The organism is Enterobacter cloacae complex sp. 397G4 (assembly GCF_050031515.1).
Taxonomy (GTDB): domain Bacteria; phylum Pseudomonadota; class Gammaproteobacteria; order Enterobacterales; family Enterobacteriaceae; genus Enterobacter; species Enterobacter hormaechei_C.
On the sequence record NZ_JBLGWE010000001.1, the window covers coordinates 394859 to 414909 of the forward strand.

Annotated in this window: 11 protein-coding genes, 1 tRNA gene and 3 rRNA genes; 5 read left to right on the forward strand and 10 right to left on the reverse strand. The window is 48.6% G+C overall.

The window, feature by feature from the left end:
* Positions 1-31 precede the first annotated feature (31 nt).
* Entirely contained in the window at positions 32-1534 is a 1503-nt protein-coding gene (gene proP / locus ACQG1Y_RS01895) for a glycine betaine/L-proline transporter ProP (RefSeq protein ID WP_015570231.1), read from the forward strand.
* Between the two features lie 33 nt (positions 1535-1567).
* Here proP and ACQG1Y_RS01900 read toward each other — a convergent pair whose 3' ends face one another.
* Positions 1568-2521: a nickel/cobalt transporter gene (locus ACQG1Y_RS01900; protein ID WP_045141418.1), complete on the reverse strand. Its 954-nt coding sequence runs from the start codon at positions 2519-2521 to the stop codon at positions 1568-1570.
* Positions 2522-3006: 485 nt separating this feature from the next.
* Between ACQG1Y_RS01900 and ACQG1Y_RS01905 the strand changes: the two genes are divergently transcribed.
* The 4 genes from ACQG1Y_RS01905 (at position 3007) to rrf (ending at position 8113) form a co-directional block, all read left to right on the forward strand.
* Positions 3007-4548: ribosomal RNA gene (locus ACQG1Y_RS01905) — 16S ribosomal RNA — on the forward strand.
* Positions 4549-4632: 84 nt separating this feature from the next.
* Positions 4633-4708 (forward strand) — tRNA-Glu (locus ACQG1Y_RS01910).
* 192 nt (positions 4709-4900) lie between these two features.
* Positions 4901-7805, forward strand: a 23S ribosomal RNA gene (locus ACQG1Y_RS01915).
* A 192-nt stretch (positions 7806-7997) separates the two neighbouring features.
* A 5S ribosomal RNA gene (gene rrf, locus ACQG1Y_RS01920) occupies positions 7998-8113 on the forward strand.
* The 16S, 23S and 5S rRNA genes sit together here with 1 tRNA gene alongside, the layout of an rRNA operon.
* A gap of 107 nt (positions 8114-8220) precedes the next feature.
* Here rrf and ACQG1Y_RS01925 read toward each other — a convergent pair.
* The 9 genes from ACQG1Y_RS01925 to ACQG1Y_RS01965 all read right to left on the reverse strand — a co-directional run bounded on the left by ACQG1Y_RS01925 (position 8221) and on the right by ACQG1Y_RS01965 (position 19923).
* A complete protein-coding gene (locus tag ACQG1Y_RS01925; RefSeq protein ID WP_032104127.1) occupies positions 8221-8838 on the reverse strand; it encodes a DUF2238 domain-containing protein in 618 nt (205 codons plus the stop codon).
* 439 nt (positions 8839-9277) lie between these two features.
* The gene (locus ACQG1Y_RS01930) at positions 9278-9616 is read right to left on the reverse strand and encodes a 5-fold beta-flower protein (RefSeq protein WP_414234806.1); all 339 of its coding nucleotides are present in this window, start codon (positions 9614-9616) and stop codon (positions 9278-9280) included.
* A 221-nt stretch (positions 9617-9837) separates the two neighbouring features.
* The gene (locus tag ACQG1Y_RS01935) at positions 9838-12954 is read right to left on the reverse strand and encodes an HsdR family type I site-specific deoxyribonuclease (RefSeq protein ID WP_414234805.1); all 3117 of its coding nucleotides are present in this window, start codon (positions 12952-12954) and stop codon (positions 9838-9840) included.
* A gap of 116 nt (positions 12955-13070) precedes the next feature.
* Entirely contained in the window at positions 13071-14306 is a 1236-nt protein-coding gene (locus tag ACQG1Y_RS01940; RefSeq protein WP_414234804.1) for a restriction endonuclease subunit S, read from the reverse strand.
* Positions 14303-15859 (reverse strand): type I restriction-modification system subunit M, encoded by a 1557-nt coding sequence (locus ACQG1Y_RS01945; RefSeq protein ID WP_426736609.1) that lies wholly within the window; start codon positions 15857-15859, stop codon positions 14303-14305. The genes ACQG1Y_RS01940 and ACQG1Y_RS01945 overlap by 4 nt, the downstream gene beginning before the upstream one ends.
* A gap of 189 nt (positions 15860-16048) precedes the next feature.
* Positions 16049-17917 carry a DUF262 domain-containing protein gene (locus ACQG1Y_RS01950; protein ID WP_426736611.1) on the reverse strand — a complete coding sequence of 623 codons (1869 nt, stop codon included), beginning with the start codon at positions 17915-17917 and terminating at the stop codon, positions 16049-16051.
* Between the two features lie 70 nt (positions 17918-17987).
* Positions 17988-18299, reverse strand: coding sequence for a hypothetical protein (locus tag ACQG1Y_RS01955; RefSeq protein ID WP_023337782.1), 312 nt, complete (start codon positions 18297-18299; stop codon positions 17988-17990).
* A gap of 58 nt (positions 18300-18357) precedes the next feature.
* Entirely contained in the window at positions 18358-19071 is a 714-nt protein-coding gene (locus ACQG1Y_RS01960; protein ID WP_023205801.1) for a helix-turn-helix transcriptional regulator, read from the reverse strand.
* 102 nt (positions 19072-19173) lie between these two features.
* Positions 19174-19923, reverse strand: a complete 750-nt coding sequence (locus ACQG1Y_RS01965) for a DUF3944 domain-containing protein (RefSeq protein WP_029403631.1) — start codon at positions 19921-19923, stop codon at positions 19174-19176.
* Between the last annotated feature and the right edge of the window lie 128 nt (positions 19924-20051).

Genomic DNA, 20051 nt, shown 5'->3' on the forward strand with positions numbered 1-20051 from the left:
AACGGACAGGGCTGAGTCTACGAGGAAAGCTATGCTTAGAAGGAAAAAAGTAAAACCCATCACGCTGCGCGATGTCACCATTATTGATGACGCGAAACTGCGCAAAGCGATTACAGCGGCCTCGCTCGGTAATGCGATGGAGTGGTTCGATTTTGGTGTTTACGGCTTTGTGGCCTATGCACTTGGTAAAGTGTTCTTCCCTGGTGCCGATCCCAGCTTGCAGATGATTGCTGCGCTGGGTACGTTCTCCGTTCCCTTCCTGATTCGTCCTCTCGGTGGCCTTTTCTTCGGCATGCTGGGTGATAAATATGGTCGCCAGAAGATCCTGGCTATTACCATTGTCATCATGTCGATAAGTACATTCTGTATCGGCCTTATTCCGTCGTATGCAACTATTGGTATATGGGCGCCGATTCTGCTGTTGATCTGTAAGATGGCGCAGGGCTTCTCCGTTGGTGGCGAATATACCGGCGCATCGATTTTTGTCGCTGAATATTCTCCGGACCGTAAACGTGGCTTTATGGGCAGCTGGCTGGACTTTGGTTCGATTGCCGGTTTTGTCATGGGCGCGGGGGTTGTGGTTCTGATCTCAACCGTAGTGGGTGAAGAGAACTTCCTTGACTGGGGCTGGCGTATTCCGTTCTTCCTGGCGCTGCCGCTGGGCATCATTGGGCTTTATCTGCGTCACGCCCTGGAAGAGACGCCTGCGTTCCAGCAGCACGTTGAAAAGCTGGAGCAGGGTGACCGTGAAGGGTTACAGGATGGCCCGAAAGTGTCGTTCAAGGAGATTGCGACCAAACACTGGCGCAGCCTGCTGACCTGTATTGGTCTGGTGATTTCCACCAACGTGACCTATTACATGCTGTTGACCTACATGCCGAGCTACCTGTCGCATAACCTGCACTACTCGGAAGACCACGGTGTGCTGATTATTATCGCCATCATGGTGGGTATGCTGTTTGTGCAGCCGATTATGGGTCTGCTGAGCGACCGCTTTGGCCGTAAGCCATTCATTATTCTCGGCAGCGTCGCCCTGTTCGCACTGGCAATCCCGGCCTTTATTCTGATTAACAGCAATGTGCTGGGGCTGATTTTCGCCGGTCTGCTGATGCTGGCGGTGATCCTCAACTGCTTCATCGGGGTGATGGCTTCTACGCTGCCGGCAATGTTCCCGACGCATATTCGCTACAGTGCGCTGGCGGCAGCCTTTAATATCTCCGTTCTGATTGCGGGCCTGACGCCGACGCTTGCTGCTTCACTGGTGGAGAGCACGCAGAACCTGATGATGCCTGCTTACTATCTGATGGTCATTGCGGTGATCGGCCTGATTACCGGTATTACCATGAAGGAGACGGCGAATCGTCCGTTGAAAGGGGCAACGCCTGCGGCGTCTGATATTCAGGAAGCGAAAGAGATCCTGCGTGAGCACTACGATAATGTAGAGCAGAAGATTGAAGATATTGACGCAGAGATTGAGGCGCTCCAGACAAAACGCTCTCGCCTTGTCGATCAGCATCCGCGAATTAACGAGTGATAAAAAAACCCGCCGCTGGCGGGTTTTCTTTTATTAGCATCCTGCGGCAATATAGTCGCCGCCGGCGCTGACGGGGATCACCGTCAGGAACAGGATCGTCGCGAACAGCATCAGAACAATCCCTCCGGCAATTTTGACCATCGGCATTACCCAGTTCAGGGACGTGCCGCCGCCAAACCAGGCTACTGTGCGTTCACGCGCGTAACGTACTGCCAGCGACAGCCCCATAATCGACAGCGCCGTGCCCAGCGACATTGTCATCACAGCAGCAATCCCCCAGCTAATAATACCGAGCGCATTCGAGAACATCAGGATCATAATTGCCCCGCTGCACGGGCGTGCGCCAATGGCCAGCACCACGCCCAGACGGGTTTTCCAGTCGCTTTTAGTCAGATCCACCCCTACGCCGTGATGGCCGCAGCCACAGCGTTCATTATGCTGGTGAAGCGGCTTGATGGCGCTAATCGCCATTTTGCGCGGACGCAGGCTGCTGAGCGCCTGATAAATGATAAACGCACCGAAGACGGCAATCAGCACGGCGCTGATTTTCTCGACGTACCAACGGCTGGTGCTGATATCTCCTGACGCGAGGTTCAATCCAACCGCCAGGATAAAGACAAAGACGATCGCGCTGACGCCCTGCATCATGCTACCGATAAACGGTACGACGCGCGCCGCGAGCTGGCTCTCTTTATTGGTGGTGAGATACGTGGTAACGATAAATTTGCCGTGCCCAGGTCCAACGGCATGGAGTACACCATAAAGAAACGCACCGGTTAACAACCATAGCCCACCGCTGTACTGATCATTATTAAGTTGCAGCAGATACATCACCAGATATCGGTGCAGGGTGATCTGGGTGGCGAGGCACCACTGAATAAAAGCATTCCAGTGCGTATGCAGTGCAAAACCTGCCATAAGTAACACCAGCACGGCGAGCCCGGCGGTTGGGATACGCCAGTCACGTTGAAGTCGTTGTGTCGTCATGAGGTTGGCCCGCGAGAGAAATATTTGCCGCTAGTATAGTGTTCAAATCGTTGGATCACACCGGGATCGTCAATAGATTGTGGATAAGTCTGTGCGTAAAAAGGTATAAGGCGGGGTTTTGCTGGGGAATACAGCAGTCAGTCATTTTTTTGCAACTTTTCTGTTGCGGTCGCTCGGGAACTCCCTATAATGCGCCTCCATCGACACGGCGGATGTGAATCACTTCACAGATAACCCGGTCGGTTGAAGAGAAAAAATCCTGAAATAACGGGTTGACTCTGAAAGAGGAAAGCGTAATATACGCCACCTCGCGACAGAGCGCTGAAGCGCGTCGCAACTGCTCTTTAACAATTTATCAGACAATCTGTGTGGGCACTCAAAGTGACATGGATTCTTAATGTCCTCGGACACTAAATGAATACCAAGTCTCAACGAGTGAACACGTAATTCATTACGAAGTTTAATTCATTGAGCATCAAACTTTTAAATTGAAGAGTTTGATCATGGCTCAGATTGAACGCTGGCGGCAGGCCTAACACATGCAAGTCGAACGGTAACAGGAAGCAGCTTGCTGCTTCGCTGACGAGTGGCGGACGGGTGAGTAATGTCTGGGAAACTGCCTGATGGAGGGGGATAACTACTGGAAACGGTAGCTAATACCGCATAACGTCGCAAGACCAAAGAGGGGGACCTTCGGGCCTCTTGCCATCGGATGTGCCCAGATGGGATTAGCTAGTAGGTGGGGTAACGGCTCACCTAGGCGACGATCCCTAGCTGGTCTGAGAGGATGACCAGCCACACTGGAACTGAGACACGGTCCAGACTCCTACGGGAGGCAGCAGTGGGGAATATTGCACAATGGGCGCAAGCCTGATGCAGCCATGCCGCGTGTATGAAGAAGGCCTTCGGGTTGTAAAGTACTTTCAGCGGGGAGGAAGGTGTTGAGGTTAATAACCTCAGCAATTGACGTTACCCGCAGAAGAAGCACCGGCTAACTCCGTGCCAGCAGCCGCGGTAATACGGAGGGTGCAAGCGTTAATCGGAATTACTGGGCGTAAAGCGCACGCAGGCGGTCTGTCAAGTCGGATGTGAAATCCCCGGGCTCAACCTGGGAACTGCATTCGAAACTGGCAGGCTAGAGTCTTGTAGAGGGGGGTAGAATTCCAGGTGTAGCGGTGAAATGCGTAGAGATCTGGAGGAATACCGGTGGCGAAGGCGGCCCCCTGGACAAAGACTGACGCTCAGGTGCGAAAGCGTGGGGAGCAAACAGGATTAGATACCCTGGTAGTCCACGCCGTAAACGATGTCGACTTGGAGGTTGTGCCCTTGAGGCGTGGCTTCCGGAGCTAACGCGTTAAGTCGACCGCCTGGGGAGTACGGCCGCAAGGTTAAAACTCAAATGAATTGACGGGGGCCCGCACAAGCGGTGGAGCATGTGGTTTAATTCGATGCAACGCGAAGAACCTTACCTACTCTTGACATCCAGAGAACTTTCCAGAGATGGATTGGTGCCTTCGGGAACTCTGAGACAGGTGCTGCATGGCTGTCGTCAGCTCGTGTTGTGAAATGTTGGGTTAAGTCCCGCAACGAGCGCAACCCTTATCCTTTGTTGCCAGCGGTCCGGCCGGGAACTCAAAGGAGACTGCCAGTGATAAACTGGAGGAAGGTGGGGATGACGTCAAGTCATCATGGCCCTTACGAGTAGGGCTACACACGTGCTACAATGGCGCATACAAAGAGAAGCGACCTCGCGAGAGCAAGCGGACCTCATAAAGTGCGTCGTAGTCCGGATTGGAGTCTGCAACTCGACTCCATGAAGTCGGAATCGCTAGTAATCGTGGATCAGAATGCCACGGTGAATACGTTCCCGGGCCTTGTACACACCGCCCGTCACACCATGGGAGTGGGTTGCAAAAGAAGTAGGTAGCTTAACCTTCGGGAGGGCGCTTACCACTTTGTGATTCATGACTGGGGTGAAGTCGTAACAAGGTAACCGTAGGGGAACCTGCGGTTGGATCACCTCCTTACCTTAAAGAACCTGCCTTTGCAGTGCTCACACAGATTGTCTGATGAAAAGTAAATAGCAAGGCGTCTTGCGATTGAGACTGTACGTCCCCTTCGTCTAGAGGCCCAGGACACCGCCCTTTCACGGCGGTAACAGGGGTTCGAATCCCCTAGGGGACGCCACTTGCTGGTTCGTGAGTGAAAGTCACCTGCCGTCATATCTCAAAACTGACTTGCGAGTCATGTTTGAGATATTTGCTCTTTAAAAATCTGGATCAAGCTGAAAATTGAAACGACACACAGCTCATGTGTGTTCGAGTCTCTCAAATTTTCGCAAGTCGATGGTGAATCGAAAGAAACATCTTCGGGTTGTGAGGTTAAGCGACTAAGCGTACACGGTGGATGCCCTGGCAGTCAGAGGCGATGAAGGACGTGCTAATCTGCGAAAAGCGCCGGCGAGGTGATATGAACCCTTGACCCGGCGATGTCCGAATGGGGAAACCCAGTGCAATCCGTTGCACTATCGTTAACTGAATACATAGGTTAACGAGGCGAACCGGGGGAACTGAAACATCTAAGTACCCCGAGGAAAAGAAATCAACCGAGATTCCCCCAGTAGCGGCGAGCGAACGGGGAGCAGCCCGGAGTCTGAATCAGCTTGTGTGTTAGTGGAACGGTCTGGAAAGTCCGACGGTACAGGGTGATAGTCCCGTACACGAAAGCACACTTGCTGTGAACTCGAAGAGTAGGGCGGGACACGTGGTATCCTGTCTGAATATGGGGGGACCATCCTCCAAGGCTAAATACTCCTGACTGACCGATAGTGAACCAGTACCGTGAGGGAAAGGCGAAAAGAACCCCGGCGAGGGGAGTGAAAAAGAACCTGAAACCGTGTACGTACAAGCAGTGGGAGCCTCTTTATGGGGTGACTGCGTACCTTTTGTATAATGGGTCAGCGACTTATATTCTGTAGCAAGGTTAACCGTATAGGGGAGCCGAAGGGAAACCGAGTCTTAACTGGGCGTTAAGTTGCAGGGTATAGACCCGAAACCCGGTGATCTAGCCATGGGCAGGTTGAAGGTTGGGTAACACTAACTGGAGGACCGAACCGACTAATGTTGAAAAATTAGCGGATGACCTGTGGCTGGGGGTGAAAGGCCAATCAAACCGGGAGATAGCTGGTTCTCCCCGAAAGCTATTTAGGTAGCGCCTCGTGAACTCATCTTCGGGGGTAGAGCACTGTTTCGGCTAGGGGGCCATCCCGGCTTACCAACCCGATGCAAACTACGAATACCGAAGAATGTTATCACGGGAGACACACGGCGGGTGCTAACGTCCGTCGTGAAGAGGGAAACAACCCAGACCGCCAGCTAAGGTCCCAAAGTCATGGTTAAGTGGGAAACGATGTGGGAAGGCACAGACAGCCAGGATGTTGGCTTAGAAGCAGCCATCATTTAAAGAAAGCGTAATAGCTCACTGGTCGAGTCGGCCTGCGCGGAAGATGTAACGGGGCTAAACCATGCACCGAAGCTGCGGCAGCGACACTATGTGTTGTTGGGTAGGGGAGCGTTCTGTAAGCCGTTGAAGGTGTGCTGTGAGGCATGCTGGAGGTATCAGAAGTGCGAATGCTGACATAAGTAACGATAAAGCGGGTGAAAAGCCCGCTCGCCGAAAGACCAAGGGTTCCTGTCCAACGTTAATCGGGGCAGGGTGAGTCGACCCCTAAGGCGAGGCCGAAAGGCGTAGTCGATGGGAAACAGGTTAATATTCCTGTACTTGGTGTTACTGCGAAGGGGGGACGGAGAAGGCTATGTCAGCCGGGCGACGGTTGTCCCGGTTTAAGCATGTAGGCGGAGGTTCCAGGTAAATCCGGTACCTTGTTAACGCTGAGGTGTGATGACGAGGCACTACGGTGCTGAAGTGATAAATGCCCTGCTTCCAGGAAAAGCCTCTAAGCATCAGGTAACACGAAATCGTACCCCAAACCGACACAGGTGGTCAGGTAGAGAATACCAAGGCGCTTGAGAGAACTCGGGTGAAGGAACTAGGCAAAATGGTGCCGTAACTTCGGGAGAAGGCACGCTGATGTGTAGGTGAAGCCCCTGCGGGTGGAGCTGAAATCAGTCGAAGATACCAGCTGGCTGCAACTGTTTATTAAAAACACAGCACTGTGCAAACACGAAAGTGGACGTATACGGTGTGACGCCTGCCCGGTGCCGGAAGGTTAATTGATGGGGTTAGCGGCAACGCGAAGCTCTTGATCGAAGCCCCGGTAAACGGCGGCCGTAACTATAACGGTCCTAAGGTAGCGAAATTCCTTGTCGGGTAAGTTCCGACCTGCACGAATGGCGTAATGATGGCCAGGCTGTCTCCACCCGAGACTCAGTGAAATTGAACTCGCTGTGAAGATGCAGTGTACCCGCGGCAAGACGGAAAGACCCCGTGAACCTTTACTATAGCTTGACACTGAACACTGGTCCTTGATGTGTAGGATAGGTGGGAGGCTTTGAAGCGTGGACGCCAGTCTGCGTGGAGCCAACCTTGAAATACCACCCTTTAATGGCTGGTGTTCTAACGTAGACCCGTAATCCGGGTTGCGGACAGTGTCTGGTGGGTAGTTTGACTGGGGCGGTCTCCTCCCAAAGAGTAACGGAGGAGCACGAAGGTTGGCTAATCCTGGTCGGACATCAGGAGGTTAGTGCAATGGCATAAGCCAGCTTGACTGCGAGCGTGACGGCGCGAGCAGGTGCGAAAGCAGGTCATAGTGATCCGGTGGTTCTGAATGGAAGGGCCATCGCTCAACGGATAAAAGGTACTCCGGGGATAACAGGCTGATACCGCCCAAGAGTTCATATCGACGGCGGTGTTTGGCACCTCGATGTCGGCTCATCACATCCTGGGGCTGAAGTAGGTCCCAAGGGTATGGCTGTTCGCCATTTAAAGTGGTACGCGAGCTGGGTTTAGAACGTCGTGAGACAGTTCGGTCCCTATCTGCCGTGGGCGCTGGAGAATTGAGGGGGGCTGCTCCTAGTACGAGAGGACCGGAGTGGACGCATCACTGGTGTTCGGGTTGTCATGCCAATGGCACTGCCCGGTAGCTAAATGCGGAAGAGATAAGTGCTGAAAGCATCTAAGCACGAAACTTGCCCCGAGATGAGTTCTCCCTGAGACTTTAAGTCTCCTGAAGGAACGTTGAAGACGACGACGTTGATAGGTCGGGTGTGTAAGCGCAGCGATGCGTTGAGCTAACCGATACTAATGAACCGTGAGGCTTAACCTTACAACGCCGAAGGTGTTTTGGCGAAGAGACAGACACGATTTTCAGCTTAGATTCAGAGTCCGAAGGATTTTGCGCTGAGACAAGGCGGCAAACGAAGGAAAGGAAGGAGCATACTGAGGTATGTGACTGACTTTACGAGAGCAGCCAACGCAGTATCAGTGCGAAAGACACAGGACAGAGCACAAGAATTTGCCTGGCGGCTGTAGCGCGGTGGTCCCACCTGACCCCATGCCGAACTCAGAAGTGAAACGCCGTAGCGCCGATGGTAGTGTGGGGTCTCCCCATGTGAGAGTAGGGAACTGCCAGGCATCAAACAAGTGAAGAGGCCATCCGGAAGGATGGCCTTTTTGCGTTTGTTTGTTGAAAAACGGCAGGCCGGGCAAGGCGAAGCCGCCACCCGGCAACTCAGAGCGTACTATCCCTGACAAACATTCAAACGAAGCAATTGCCGCTGATGGAAACGCCCAAGGATCAGCACCGTCGTTAACGCACCAAGCAGCGCGCAAAACATATCAGACTGGGTATCCCATGGATCGCCCTGCGTCCCCAGAAAATCATCCGCACCCTGTCCCATTGCCAAAGCTGCCCACCACTCAATGAGTTCATAGGTGGCGCTAATGGCCAGAGCAACACAGCACACCAGAAATCCCGTCATCTTATGTCCACGAACATACCCACCGCGCAGCAGAATTTCTCGCGCTGCCAGTGCGGGAACCAGCCCCTGGAAGAAGTGACCGAGCTTGTCATACGGATTTCGGCTAAGCCCGAGCATCTCCTGAACCTCAAAACCAACCGGAACCTTTGCATAGGTGTACATACCACCAACCATCAGAATGATGGCGTGGAAGAAAACCAGGGTATAGAGAAGGGGAGTCAGGGGGTATCGCCGGTGCGTGGCAAGCAGAAGTGGGATGATGATAATGACGGGCGTCACCTCCATCAGCCAGGTGACGCGATCGCTCGTGAACAGGCCGGTATAAAACAGGATCATCAGCAGGAGCAGTGACCCGACTTTTAAAGCAGATAAGGTCATATCATTTTCATTGTCAGGGGAAAAAATCACTATTACCTGACAGAAGGGAAAATTCAATGCGTAGCGGATACAGAAAAGCAAAAACCCAGCCATAGGCTGGGTTCTTTAAATAGTGGTGCCCGGACTCGGAATCGAACCAAGGACACGGGGATTTTCAATCCCTTCAAAAAAGACCAAATGCTCTATCAGCACTAACAGTTTTATACTGGTTTGCCTTGAGAAAAATGTTTAAGTTTGGTTCTTCATGACTTAAGTATTGCTTAAATACGGCGTTTCGAAGCTACCAGAATCCTACCATTATGAGCCTATACCCATAGAAGAGAAATTATCTCCCGTTCTCGCGATTCAATGACTAAAAATCAGACGGTGCAGGCTTTTAGATACTGATATTATATCTTTTGGGTAAAGTATTAATCTCTGTTGAGATAGGCTCTTAGCCCTAAAATAGCCGAACAGCAAACGCCAAAACAACAATACTGACATTCCCATTAACTGTCGCGATGGTTCTGAGTCGATCGTCTTTAAGTGTTTTACCATCAAATGTTGCGATGGTGCGGAGTCGATCGTCTTTCAAGGTCTTCCCATCAAATGTTGCGATGGTGCGGAGTCGGTCGTCTTTCAGGGTTTTACCGTCAAAGGTAGCGATGGTACGGAGTCGGTCGTCTTTCAGGGCTTTACCATCAAACGTCGCGATGGTCCTCAGTCGATCATCTTTCAAGGTCTTGCCATCAAAGGTCGCGATAGTCCTGAGTCGATCGTCTTTTATAGTTACGCTCATAAGTATTCTCCTGTGATACATCCATTCAGCACTTTACCATCCAAAATCAAGCACTGGTTTCTGTAAGTTCTGGACGCTAATTGCCTGAATGTACGTTTGAAATTCAATCAGTTAGCATTAACATTAACCAGTGCTTCATTGAATATAACAGGTCTGATGCAGGTTAAAAGATACAATTTTACCTATAAATTGCGGTAGCGCATTGTTCTTTTATCTGGCACCTAGAGGTGTCCTCCAACCCCTTTAAATTTTTCGATAAACGCCCCAATTTTCTGGAATACAGTCTGCTTTTTCGTTTTGTACTGAGGATTCAGTGGACTGAGCTTTGGTAGCGTCTCATTTAGCTCCGTCCCATTTTCGGTAGCATACTCCCGTTTGAGTGATGTGCGGATGTAGCGCCTTGCAGCCTCTGCATTGAGGTTTTCTTCCTTAATCAACGCTTCTGCTTCCCGCTGCTGTTCACGCTGAGCATAGGTAAAGAATGCATCAATGATACTGGCCTTGTCCGGCATGTCATCAAGGTTAGTTTGCTGAATAAAGTCAACAATCAGACCTTCTTTGGCACGGTTGCCCAGACTTGACCGGATTAAGCGTCTGACCTCTTCAGTCAGGGCTTCTTTACCTTTTTTCTGACGATTGTGGTCGAAAATCAGACCAAGGATGTAGTCCAGGTTAATCTCCTGCGACTTAAGCAGGTCAATTTCAAACACTACGTCATCCCAGTCCGTGGTTGATTTATCCCTGTCGTTTGCTGCTTTTTCGCGTCGCTGCCAGTCCCGGATATCATTGTATGCTGAGCGATAGTCCTGAACTTTACGTTCTGCCGGGAGACGAATGGTTTGTAGTTGAGCAAATTTTTCATCATCCACATAGTGCTCTGCTTTAAAGGTTTCTACCGCTTCCGGGTCACTAATATCAACCTTCTGCAGGGCTTTCAGCGTGGCAAATTCATCATAGTTTTGCAGGATGTTTTCTGCCCGCAGATATTCACCAAACAGTTTGACGAAGGCTTTTTTCTCTTTTTCACTGTCGATGCTGGCCGGGTCAGGGAAGCGCTGCTCCAGCTCCGAAACAACAGCCATAAAACCTCGTTTAGCCTCGCCGGTTGCCGCATCGGTAAAGCCCTGCATGTACTCTTCGTAGCTTTTTTCCAGCACCACATTCCTGGTGTTTTTGTCGCCAAAAAGCGTGATGGCATCAATAGTCGGACGCTCCAGGTCCCTGAAGGTCACGATATTGCCGAAGGTTTTGGTTGCATCATAGATACGGTTGGTGCGTGAGAATGCCTGCATCAGACCGTGATAACGCAGGTTTTTGTCAACAAACAGAGTGTTCAGCGTCGGGGCATCAAAGCCGGTTAAGAACATTCCCACCACGATGAGAAGGTCAATATCCTGATTTTTCACTCGTTGAGCTAAATCGCGGTAGTAGTTCTGGAAACCGTTACTGTCGGTACTGAAATTGGTTTTAAAGTGGTTGTTATAGTCATCAATGGCTGAATCCAGGAATTCCTTCGCGCTGCTGTTCATCGCGCTGGTATCAAAGCTTTCGTCAGTAATATCACCAATGGCGCTTTGCTCTTCATTTGCAGCAAAGGAGAAGATGGTTGCAACCCGAAGGCGTTTATAGCTGCCAGATTTCTTCTCCGCTTCTTCCTGTAGCATTTTAAACGTCGTGTAATAAGCTTTTGCCGCGTCCACGCTGCTAACTGCTAACATGGCGTTAAAGCCCTTAGCTCCCGGGAAGGTTCGGTGTGTTTTCTGACGGAAGTTATTGAGAATGTATTGCGTTATTTCCTGGATACGCAGGGGGTGCAAAAATGCCTGTTGGTTTTCAGCCGTGCTGAGTTTTTTCTCATCAGTTTCCGTTTCAAGAGACTTAAACTGTGGGCGGACATCGTTATAGTCCACCTTAAACTTCAGCACTTTTTCATCACGAATCGCATCAGTAATTACGTAAGAATGTAACTCACGCCCGAATACGCTGGTTGTGGTTTCTGCTCCCAGTGCGTTTTCCGGGAAAATAGGCGTACCGGTAAAACCAAACTGATAAAAGCGTCTGAATTTCTTTTTGAGGTTTTTCTGGGCCTCACCAAACTGGCTGCGGTGACACTCATCAAAGATAAACACCACCTGCTGCTGATAGACGGGCAGGTCAGCTTCGGCTTTCATCAGGTTATTGAGTTTCTGAATGGTTGTGACGATAATTTTGTTATCGTCCTTATCCAGGTTTCTCCTAAGGCCTGCTGTATTATCCGAACCATTGACACTGTCCGGAGAGAAGCGCTGATACTCCTTCATGGTCTGGTAATCGAGGTCTTTCCTGTCGACCACGAAGAAGACTTTATCGATAAAGTCCAGCTCAGTAGCCAGTCTTGCGGCCTTAAAGCTGGTCAGGGTTTTTCCTGACCCGGTGGTATGCCAGATAAACCCGCCGCTTTCGGGTTTTGACCAGTTCTTCGCTTTAAATGAGCTATTAATTTTCCAGAGGATTCGCTCAGTGGCGGCAATCTGATAGGGGCGCATGACGAGCAGTGTCTGGCTGCTGTCAAACACGCTGTAATTAAACAGAACATTCAGCAGGGTATGCTTCTGGAAGAAGGTGGCGGTAAAGTCCTTCAGGTCCTTAATCAGAGTGTTATCCGATTTCGCCCAGTTCATGGTGAAATCAAAGCTGTTTTTATCCCGCTTAGTGGTACTGGCAAAGTACCGGGTATCAGTCCCGTTGGAAATCACAAAGAGTTGCAGGTATTTAAACAGGGAGTTATCGCTGTTAAAGCTTTCCTTGCTGTAACGGTGTATCTGGTTAAAGGCTTCACGAATAGCCACGCCACGCTTTTTGAGTTCGATTTGCACCAGTGGCAGGCCGTTGACCAGAATCGTAACATCATAACGGTTAGCGTGTGAGCCGGTCTGTTCAAACTGCTGAATGACCTGCACCTTATTGCGCAGCAGGTTCTTTTTATCTATCAGATAGATGTTTTCCAGACGACCATCATCAAACGTAAAATCACAGATATAGTCGATATGGATTTTACGGGTTTTGTCCAGGCTGCTGTCACTGGGGCTGTCCAGATACTGCTCTGCGAAGCGCCGCCATTCACTTTCGTTAAACACCACACCATTAAGGCGCTGAAGCTGGTCCCGCACATTCGCCAGCATCGCAGTCGGTGACTTAACGGAGATAAACTCATACCCCTGATTAAGAAGGTCCTGAATCAGCTCCCGCTCAAGGTCCGATTCGCTCTGGTAGCTGTCACCGGTCTCCAGAACTTTGGTGTATTTATCAAGGACGATAAAGTTATTGGATTCAGCAATGGTGTGTGTCTGTTGTGTCATGGTGCATCCTGTGCGTCATCTGGTAAAGCCCGAAAGTGTATCAGAAGCATCTTCCGGTATTCCTAGAGCCTGATACCGGGTGGGTGAAAACATACCCTACCGGTATCAATGGTCTGTCAGTTGCTGGCTGTTTCTGATTTCGGGAAGCTGAACAGTAAATCACGATAGTATTCGTACTGTTTCTGGCGCAGCTCGATTTCACGAGGTAAGCCTTCAGTCAATGAGAATGTTATAGCCTCTAATTTGTCCAGAATTCCGACTATTCGCTGTTGTTCGAGCATTGATTTCTCTGGTGATGCAGGGAAGGGTATAGGCACAGTAATTTTCTCGACCTGATGGCTCATTAGCTTAGGATTACCCATACCTGAATAGACATGCTTTTGGGCTTCTATTGAAAGCCAATAGTAAAGATACTTATAGCTAATTGGATAATTTTCATGAATTTTGATTAGTCCACAAACATTCGTGATGGAGAATTTCCCTGTACGGTAGAAAACCGTTCCAGCATTTGCACCATCTGTTGTCCAACTAATAAATTCACCATCAAAGTCGTAAGTATCTATTGAGCCAATCATCCCATTTCTTGCGGTTTGGGAACTATAAACGGGGTAGTCTCCTGCATTCTGTTCGAGATACCCTTTGGACATGACTCTTCCGCGTCTTAATATTGCTACATCAGCTAGCGTTTTCCACTCAACTTCGGCCTCGCCAAAACAAAGCAACTGGTCACGATAGTAGTTGTACTGTTTTTTTCGCATGGTAAGCTCAGCTGTAAGCTCAGCTGTAAGCTCAGCTGTAAGAGCAGTAAATTTATCCAGAATTCGGACGATTTCAGACTGGATGGTCAGAGACTTTTCAGGATTTTCCGGGCAGGGAACTGGAATATAGCACTCCTTTACCTTCGCGTCAGATATCGCTGGGTATGCTGATCCGCTTTGATTTTCTTCAACATATTTTTTAAAGTAACTTGTTGAAATCCAATGCCAAATCCATTTTGGTAGAACCTCATCTTGTTTCGCTCTTAAGACACAGAATCCGGTGCTTGCTACTTCGTCTGAGTACTCACCGTCTATTAGGCAAAACCGTTGTTGAGTTGGTCGAGTTGTTGCGAAAATAACATCATTTTCCTCAATGAGTTTTTGAGCCCTACTCGGGGCATTGTTCGCTGTAACTTCAGTTGTCTCAGTGATTTTTTTTGTTTCAATATCAACAGAGGTTAAATCCACATATCGGTAAGAGCGGGTAGCCTCACGCCATTTTATATTACTCGTTCGTAGAGTAACTTCTCCAATCGTCTTCCATTGAATATCAACTCCATTAAGTAACTTTTCCAGATAGCTCAGAACGCTCATTTCTGTACCTCGTCACCTTCAATCTCAGCCACAATTGAGTCGATGTCCTTACGTAACTGATCGATTTTGCCGACGGTGATTTTCAGTTCAGTATTTAGTTCGGAAATATCAATTATTTCGCGGGTATTCAAGGCTTCGACGTAGCTGCTGACTGAAAGGTTATAGTTATTGGCAGCAACTGTTTCTTGAGGTACGGTTTTCGCCAAATGGTCAATGTCTGCTTTGCTGGCAAAGACCTGCATAATCTGTTCAATATGACCATCAGTCAGGATATTGTTATTGGTTTCTTTCTTAAACAACCCGCTGGCGTCAATAAACTGAACGTTGGTATCCGTTTTATGTTTAGACAGCACCAGAATGTTTACGGCAATGGTGGTGCCGAAGAACAGATTAGGTGCCAGAGAAATCACCGTTTCAACATAGTTATTATCGACCAGGTACTGTCGGATTTTCTGCTCTGCACCGCCACGGTAAAAAATACCGGGGAAGCAAACTATTGCTGCGCGGCCTTTGGCGGACAGGTAGTTAAGCGCATGAAGCACAAACGCAAAGTCAGCTTTTGATTTTGGTGCCAGCACACCTGCCGGAGCAAAACGCTCATCGTTAATCAGCGTCGGATCGTCACTGCCAATCCATTTCACCGAATATGGCGGGTTCGAAACAATCGCATCAAACGGCTTTTCGTCGCCAAAGTGTGGTTCAGTCAGGGTATTGCCCAACCTGATATCGAATTTGTCGTAGTTGATGTTGTGCAGAAACATGTTCATACGCGCCAGGTTGAACGTCGTATGGTTAATCTCCTGACCGAAAAAACCTTCCTCAATTATGTGGTTATCAAAATGTTTCTTAGCCTGCAGCAGCAGAGAGCCCGAGCCTGCAGCAGGGTCATAGATTTTGTTGACGTGAGTCTGACCGTGCATCGCAAGCTGAGCAATCAGCTTAGAGACGTGCTGAGGTGTGAAGAACTCCCCGCCAGACTTACCGGCATTTGCCGCATAGTTAGAAATCAGGAACTCGTAGGCATCACCAAACAGGTCAATCTGGTGCTCGTTAAAATTCCCCAGGTTAAGCCCTTCAACGCCTTTCAGAACGGCGGCAAGACGGCTGTTTTTGTCTTTAACTGTGTTACCCAGTCGATTGCTGGTCGTATCGAAATCGGCGAACAGGCCTTTGATGTCGGCCTCGGACGGATAGCCGTAGGCAGAGCTTTCTATAGCGACGAAGATACTGTTTAAATCAGCATTCAGCCTGTCGTTGGTGTTCGCTTTAGCGGCAACGTTGCAGAACAGCTGGCTCGGGTAGATGAAATAGCCTTTAGTCCTGATGGCATCGTCTTTGATGTCATCGGTAATGATGCTGTCATCAAGTGCTGCATAATGTATGCTCTCATCCCCTGCTTCCATGTAGCTGGAAAAATTCTCACTGATGAAGCGATAGAAAAGTGCACCGAGTACATACTGTTTAAAATCCCATCCGTCTACGGAGCCTCTGACATCATTGGCAATGGCCCAGATTTGACGGTGTAGCTCGGCACGCTGCTGAAGGCTTGTCATCTTGTATCCTGTTGTATGATTCTTAAGTACTGTTATTGGCCCGATTTTATCGCAATTTCATATGGATGACAGGCTTTGTTGACCACTACAGTTTGCCCGATTGTGTAAGCAGCGCTCTTTCAGTCAGGCCAGTAGAAACGTTGTGCTGACGATAAATACTGAAGCCCCAATACTATCGGGGCTGAACGTTCAGTCGGTGAGAATTTCTTCATCCGTATCCATTGTGGATGGTGATGAATCTATTTTTGATGTAAGAAATACCCGATTCAGCAGTCTTTGCTTCAGGGCGTTTCTTCGTTCATTGTAGAATTCCGGGAAGCGACTGAACTCAATATTTTCATCTGAAACTAACAGCATTGATGGCGTATAGTTGTTTGATGACTGAGATAACCATTGTTTCAGGGAAGTATCCTGTTTACTTATATTCTGAGAGTGATTCAGTAAATGAAGATTAGGTATGGTGTCCCAGTGTTCCGGGTTTTCATAAAAGCCTAGGTTCTTTGGTGAATTCGCAACATAATCTAATTTTTCAAGATATTTCTTTGAGAAATGATTTCTTGGGTGAAGGTGATCAATATGAAATACCTCGGTCGGATTCATTTCGGGGTACAGAAGATGTAATAGTGCACGGCAACGACCTTCGCCATATCTGATATTGAGAAGGCTTTCGATGTATTCGTCGTCAAATCTGAGGTCCTTATTCGAGCCTTTGTACCTGTCAATAATCTTCTCGAGAGGAAAATGAATATCTGAAAGACTATTTTTCATTACATCTCTGATGCTTGTGAGTAGCGCATCGGCCTGGCTTCCAAAGATCCCTTTCAGAAGTACCATGTAAAACCACTGGCTAATTACTGAGCGTTCATTGTGGTTTTTATTCAGGAGATTAATCGTTGTATATAATGGATGTCCACTGGTTTGCTTTTTGTAAAGCCAGTAGACCACAGGAATGACTGCGTTTTTAGATATCAAAGACTGCGGATTGATGCCGAATCGTCTGATGAGAATAAAAGTCTCCTTGATACAGGATTTTATTTCAGACCATTGCTGTTGTATCTTACCGACCTCCTCTGAAGTGAAGTTTTTTACTTTGAACCGGACGTCAGAGTCAATAAGCATCAGGCTGGTTTTTAAGAACCAGTCTCTTTCGATATAAAACCCCATTTCATTATTCTGATAAATATTTTTTGTCAGTTCATCCAGTTCTCTTCTGAAATCGCCCTGCCAGTGTGCTACCGCTATTGACATCAGTAAGTCGGAGAACTCAAGTTTTGTCCCCCCGCTGTTCGTGCGGATGAAAACATCCAGCACATGATCAATGTCCTGACTGCTCTCATTGAAGTAGTGGATAAGATTCTCAGTTCTTATCTTGGTATAAAGTTTAAGCAGAGTTTTTCTGGAAAATTCACTGGAAATGAGTCCTCTTTTTTCGAGTTCTGGTACGACAACGTTAAATAAAATATCATCAGGGGAATCATACTGCTCGTATTTGAATATTTCGTGCAGGCAGAACCAGTGATGTTTGTTGTCTGTAAGTGAATCAGTGTATTGCTTGTCGGTCAGGAACCTGAAGTTATACTTCATCATGAGCTCATCGTCTGAATTAAGTGGCGCTGTTAAATCGACGTAAAGCTTTCTTGGCGGCAGGATGCGATCATCCTGTGCCGAAGGCCACCACACCCGGGGCTGTTTATACGCATACGTTCCACACAATCCAATATATAATGATGTGAGACGCTGCTGACCATCAATCACCGCCTTGAAATCATGAAATCCAGCATTTGTTGCTACGCAGGGGTTTTCTTCATTAAATCGCTGACAGTATTCTTTCAGGAATTCATAGAATTTGTAATCGTTTTTAATACTGGCACTACGGATATCCCACATCATGAAAGAGTTTATCGGGTAGTCTCGCATGATGGAATCAAACAGCAGACATATCTGACTGCTGCTCCAGACGAACTTCCTCTGAATTGCAGGCAGAAGATAGTGGCGTAAATTAATTGAATCTATCGCTTGTTTTATCGTTATTGCTTTTTCATACTGGCCAGCCATCATAAACCTCATATGTTATATTAGCTGGCCTATTTTAATTTATTGCGTGTCGGTAGTACAGTCTTTGCACAAACTAATTTATGCAATGGAAAAGCTGACGGCTCGGTTTGTGTTTTTCATTCGGGTAGACTCGCATTGCGGATGCACAAAGTGATGAAACCTGTCTTGCTATATTTTTACCGAAGTTAACAAGTAGGCCGTGCTTTATTTTTTCACCCTCTGCCCTGATGCTGATGACAAAGCTGAACTGATATACGATTACCTCAATGAGGTCATTGCCAAATGTTATGATGGCGGCGTTGTTTATTTCATATTCATAATCCCTCAGGTCAGTGTTAAGTCTTGCTGTTGCATCTACAAGTGCGTATTCTTTATCGATAATCATAACTTTCTCACTTATCATGTTAATGTGATTTAATCATCACTAATAATATGTTGTGATTTTAATTACGATTATTCGTCTGTTTACTCCCGTAATGCATTATCTGATGAATAATGTTCATGTGGGGTAAGGCTTCCATAAAGTCAGACTGTTCAATCAGCGAAATGAGTGTGTTATCGATCTCAAACGTTGTATCCGGTAATACCTCAACCAGCCTGATTCGGGACAGGGAAATAACGAACACGCCCGATGACGTACATCCGGCAAGAAACCACTCCGCATGGCTGCAAAGCAGACGATAGGGATGAACGGTATGGCTGACGTTTTCGTCGGTTCTGATACGCACCTGGGTCTGGTTGAGTATGGCGAGCGTCAGTCTGCTGAAATCACCAAAGAGCGTGGGTTTCTGGCGCGGCTCCGGGAGCATAATCCGGTAGGGTGAAGGGTGCTCCCCGTCAAGCAGAAGGCTCAGCAGTTTGGCGTCCATCGCGGGTAACAGACGGTCAAGATGCAGCAACCTCGCCAGTATCTTCATATCCCGTTCCGTGCGGCGACGAAAGTAATGCGAAGCGAGCTGATATACGCCGTTGTTCTGTTCAATATCAAGATAGGTGAGGCGGACGTTAAAATCCCGCCGCAGCGTGCGCGTCGTCACCCCAAATTCTTCTGCCAGCGTCCCGATATGCAGCTTTTCACCCTGAAACAAACGGCTCAGGATGATGGAAAGGCGGGTTGCCAGTCTGTCATGTTCGTTTTCTTGTGTTATCAGCGTCATACATCATTTCCGAATTTAGCCGGGAAATAATGCCAGCAGTAGCGGACAGGATTTGTCCGCCCTCTGAAGTTTTTTAAAGTCTGAATACCTTAAATGTAAGTGCTAAACGTCAGTATTCTCAGGTGAATAAAGATGCTTCTGGCGCATGTAGGCAATAAAAATGCAGGATGGTAGCGTCACCCGGTATGCGGGACCGGCTAAATCTATCAGTAGCCAGAGAGAACTGAGCACCCAGCCCACGGGACCGGCAAAAGCGCCCATAGTCCGTGTCAGCATGGCATTTCCTGCAACGGTCAGCCCTCTGCCTAACAGGGCTTTTGCTACGCCATTTGTGACAACAAGCGCCATCTGATAGGCCGCAAATCCGGATGTTTTTATCCCCGCCTGGATTGCCATGGTCAGCAGCTCCGGTGTGGGATTGCTGTAGCCTGTCTGCAATTCTTCCGCCACAGTCTTTAGCTGGTCGGGCGTCATCTTCTCAAGACTTTTCTCCAGAATCTTCATCAGCAGATTCATTTCAATGGTTTCAACACTGGATTTGCTGTTGTAGTTCACCTTCATTTTATCGCAGGCATCGGTAAGAATTTCCCGGTACAGCACCCCTTTACCCCAGCGGAGCAGCGTGGCAAAGCTGTTCGCCCCAAACGTCTGAACCTCGGCGGCAATGGCATCCCAGTAGCGCGGGTGGTTGGGCTTGTGTTTTTTATACTGAGGATCATAGGTCAGCGTTTCCGTGATGCGTGCCAGTCCGTCTTTCGGATCGTAGATAAGCACTGAAACCAGTAAATCCAGATCGTCACGATGACAGTGGCGCAGAAACTCAAGGTCGGGGTCGTGTCGGTAGGTAGCCATATTTCACCTCATTGCAGATATTGGACCTGACAGTTTAAGGAAGCCCCCGGACAGGGTTTGTCCGCCTGAAAAACAAAAAAGTAAAAAAAAACCTGCCCGAAAGCAGGTTTCTGTTCACCGGATGGAGG

Bases quoted from the DNA above. Each gene is read 5' to 3' on its own strand.
- proP (WP_015570231.1), top strand. From the start codon at position 32: ATGCTTAGAAGGAAAAAAGTAAAACCCATCACGCTGCGCGATGTCACC.
- ACQG1Y_RS01900 (WP_045141418.1), bottom strand. From the start codon at position 2,521: ATGACGACACAACGACTTCAACGTGACTGGCGTATCCCAACCGCCGGG.
- ACQG1Y_RS01925 (WP_032104127.1), bottom strand. From the start codon at position 8,838: ATGACCTTATCTGCTTTAAAAGTCGGGTCACTGCTCCTGCTGATGATC.
- ACQG1Y_RS01930 (WP_414234806.1), bottom strand. From the start codon at position 9,616: ATGAGCGTAACTATAAAAGACGATCGACTCAGGACTATCGCGACCTTT.
- ACQG1Y_RS01935 (WP_414234805.1), bottom strand. From the start codon at position 12,954: ATGACACAACAGACACACACCATTGCTGAATCCAATAACTTTATCGTC.
- ACQG1Y_RS01940 (WP_414234804.1), bottom strand. From the start codon at position 14,306: ATGAGCGTTCTGAGCTATCTGGAAAAGTTACTTAATGGAGTTGATATT.
- ACQG1Y_RS01945 (WP_426736609.1), bottom strand. From the start codon at position 15,859: ATGACAAGCCTTCAGCAGCGTGCCGAGCTACACCGTCAAATCTGGGCC.
- ACQG1Y_RS01950 (WP_426736611.1), bottom strand. From the start codon at position 17,917: ATGATGGCTGGCCAGTATGAAAAAGCAATAACGATAAAACAAGCGATA.
- ACQG1Y_RS01955 (WP_023337782.1), bottom strand. From the start codon at position 18,299: ATGATTATCGATAAAGAATACGCACTTGTAGATGCAACAGCAAGACTT.
- ACQG1Y_RS01960 (WP_023205801.1), bottom strand. From the start codon at position 19,071: ATGACGCTGATAACACAAGAAAACGAACATGACAGACTGGCAACCCGC.
- ACQG1Y_RS01965 (WP_029403631.1), bottom strand. From the start codon at position 19,923: ATGGCTACCTACCGACACGACCCCGACCTTGAGTTTCTGCGCCACTGT.